The 2,993-nt window shown below is 50.7% G+C and carries 6 protein-coding genes; all 6 read right to left on the minus strand.

Annotated features, from left to right (window positions below):
• A partial coding sequence (locus QGG57_06700; protein ID MDP7007852.1) for a hypothetical protein occupies positions 1–546 on the minus strand: 546 nt, incomplete at its 3' end.
• A gap of 158 nt (positions 547–704) precedes the next feature.
• Positions 705–983 (minus strand): hypothetical protein, encoded by a 279-nt coding sequence (locus QGG57_06705; GenBank protein ID MDP7007853.1) that lies wholly within the window; start codon positions 981–983, stop codon positions 705–707.
• Between the two features lie 147 nt (positions 984–1,130).
• The gene (locus QGG57_06710; GenBank protein ID MDP7007854.1) at positions 1,131–1,895 is read right to left on the minus strand and encodes a hypothetical protein; all 765 of its coding nucleotides are present in this window, start codon (positions 1,893–1,895) and stop codon (positions 1,131–1,133) included.
• Positions 1,895–2,221: a hypothetical protein gene (locus QGG57_06715; protein MDP7007855.1), complete on the minus strand. Its 327-nt coding sequence runs from the start codon at positions 2,219–2,221 to the stop codon at positions 1,895–1,897. Before QGG57_06715 ends, QGG57_06710 begins: the two co-directional genes overlap by 1 nt.
• Complete coding sequence (locus QGG57_06720) at positions 2,218–2,751, minus strand: hypothetical protein (protein MDP7007856.1); 534 nt, start codon at positions 2,749–2,751, stop codon at positions 2,218–2,220. Before QGG57_06720 ends, QGG57_06715 begins: the two co-directional genes overlap by 4 nt.
• Positions 2,752–2,763: 12 nt before the next feature.
• Positions 2,764–2,993: hypothetical protein (locus tag QGG57_06725; GenBank protein MDP7007857.1), on the minus strand; the 230-nt coding region annotated here is incomplete at its 5' end.

Below are 2,993 nucleotides of genomic sequence, written 5' to 3' on the forward strand. Positions count from 1 at the left end.
CACGCGCCACACTGGTGTCCGCCGCCAGCGCTGGAGCAGCTGCCGCCGCTCCTCGCGCTCCGCCATGACCATCTGGTCGTACTCTTCCTCCATCCTATCGAGCGCCTTCTTGCGTTTGATGAGGCGACGGGTGAGCAGTTTAATTGATTCTTCGTAGTCTCGGCGCTCATCTCCCCATTTGTCTCCCAGCTCTGCTTCGCGCTGGCGCCTGCTTTCAAGCTCTTGTACAGCAGTGTCTCGCTCGGTGGTAACAATTCTCAATTCTTGTTTCAGGTCAATCTCCCTCTCCTCAACCTCTGGGTGCCCCCTAAAACCACCATGACCCGACTCGCTTAAGCCACGATTGTATTGATTGATAATCTTCCGAACCTCTTTGGTGGTGTGGTTGTGGACCACAATCTCAAATGTCTCTTCGTCTATCCTTACGTCAGCCGGATTCATCCTGTGGCTTAGAAAAGTCTTCACATCATGAAGGAGTCCCGGGTCAGATGTTTGCTTGAAAATAACGACTGGGAACTTGATTATTCCGGACAAGTTATCTCCCATGGGGAATCATGGCAGCTCACCAACTGTATTATCCAGCAGACGGCTATGAATCTCAACACGTCCCAGCCCCGCTTCTATCATTCGCACCTCAGCATCAACCATCCTAACACCACCGGCCATATTTGACTTGTAGGAGTTAACCATGTATATGGTTGACATTAAGTTACGCCCTGCACTTCGCACTGACGGCGAGGGGGGTGCAGGAGACAGATAATTCCTCCAAATACTTTTAATTCTCGAATCCATTTTTTATGTTTTTTTGCTTGCGAAGGGCCGGCAGCATGTTGAACCCCCCTCCTCGCACTCAAATTCGTTAATGAACCTCGACGATACCATTTTTTGATTACGACCAAATCCACCACCCACACCCAATTTTTACCGTGAAATTTCCTCGTTTTGGCGTGATTTTGCATTATCCAGGCGTTAAATTCATTCATTCCAAATACTTTTTACCCCCCGTAGAGGGGTATCCCCAAAATTCAAATAATTTTCACTAAAAACGCACAATAGGGCCGTAATACTAAATTCTTTAGCAAATCCTGCTGTTTCTCAATGGAGTGGCAGAATCAAGATTTACACAATTTCTAATTCATATTGTATATTTTTCTGAGAGCCCTCCTCAGCCCTTCCATATTGCGAATCTCACCCACTGCAGTCCGCTTCCATACTGGCTTCCCTGGCGTGTCCGAAACGGCTATTCCTGCCATCTCCAGGAAGGCTGAAATATCGCCCGACTTCTCCTCGTCTCCGCGCTCGCGGGCGTCCTGCCGCTGCTGCAGCCAACCACTCACTTCCTCATCCCGCGGCAGCCACAGTCCCCGCGTTCCAACATCATAGACTTTGCCATCAAGTACGCCCGTCAGCACTTCTCGTAACTGTTCGCTTGTAAGCCAGTCCCTCAAGGACTCGGGAGTCTCCATCACCACAGTCTGCATCTGTCCAGACCGTTTTGTGCCTTCCATCAGAATAAAGTCTCCCTCCATTGTCACCAGGAGGCATGACCACCCCTCGTCCAGTGTGCCAATGATACCGGTCTGCCAATGACAGAGCTCGATTCCTTGGTAATCGAGATAACACAATCTCTGTTTCACTGTTTCCAGCTCACTTTCCATTTCTTCCAGCTCATCAGGAGGGCAAAACAAGTTGAAGCGTGACCACACGAACAGCTCTTTCGCCACTACCTCATCGCTATAACTATACTCATCAGCACTCTCCTCTTTCTCGAACATCTCTATATAATCATTATCGGAGTCTCGTGCAATCCTCAGTTTCAGCTTCGTGAACAGAATAAGGATGCGAGCGACGTACTCACGAACTGTCACTCTCTTGGTCGTAATTGATTCCTGCATTAAACCTCCTTCCGGTGCCCTTCCGGGCAGATTCGTACGAAGCCGTCGCACCATCCGTCCGCCTCGATGATCGGGTATCCAGTCCCATGCTTACCACAATACAGCTTGTCACAGGACGTGCAGTATCCCTGGACATAGTCCTCGTCAATGCCGTAGAGCAGGCGCGCGTTGCGCTGTTCCATGGCAAACTTGACCGCTTCCAGGGCATAACCAGGAACGCGTATCTTGCGCCAGCCGTTGTCGTATACCAGAAACCGCCCATCGTCGCCATACGTCAGAGTGAACAGGTGACCGTCGCATGCCTCGCAGTCGAAGGATGCCTTCATCCTTCAACCTCCTGCGCGTGCTCAATTCCTTTTCGAATATACCACCGGTTACGTTCGATGATGCGAGTAACTGTGTGGCCAACCCCCTTGCTTGCAACTTCGCGGATCTCGGATATATAGCAATAAACCAGCGATTCCGCCATTGTCTCCGGGTCGGGGATTGGGAATCCACCCAGCTGAGCCCACTTGGCACGCTTGCTGTAGTAAAAAGTCCCGTTATCATATAGTGCAAGACTTGAGGAGCACCCATACCCTCCATCGTTGCCGTCCCCCCAACTTCCGCCAAAGACATGCAGCCCATTTCGAGGTAAAAATAATGCAACGCCCCGAATGTACTGGTAGTCCTCGCTAGCGAGCAGTTTGCTGCCCCACTGGAATATCTCCTTCGACATGGCCAGCTTCTCGGGCAGTAATTTTCCTTCTTTGGCCCAGAACGCCTTCAGGTCGCTTTGCCGCTGCTCTTCACGCTTCCGCTCGACGCGGCACGCGCTTTCAGTCTCCTCTCTTATCTTCTTCAGTTCTTCATTCATGGATATTGTCTCCTATGGTGTTAATAGCGTCTCCAACTTCTTCTCTATCTCTGTGATTCTGAAGCCGGCGACTATGGCTGGAGTGTAATAGTGAAAGTTCTCGTAGTTGGGGGCTACTGCATTACGGTGTGCTACGAAGGCATACGTTCCCTCCTTCACTCCGTCGGGAAGGTCGTCGATGTGGAGAGTTATGCCTTTGTTGATTAGCGACGCCATGTGGAAATCGTTGCCCGTCGGATACT

The organism is Candidatus Poseidoniia archaeon (assembly GCA_030748895.1).
Lineage (GTDB): Archaea > Thermoplasmatota > Poseidoniia > MGIII > CG-Epi1 > UBA8886.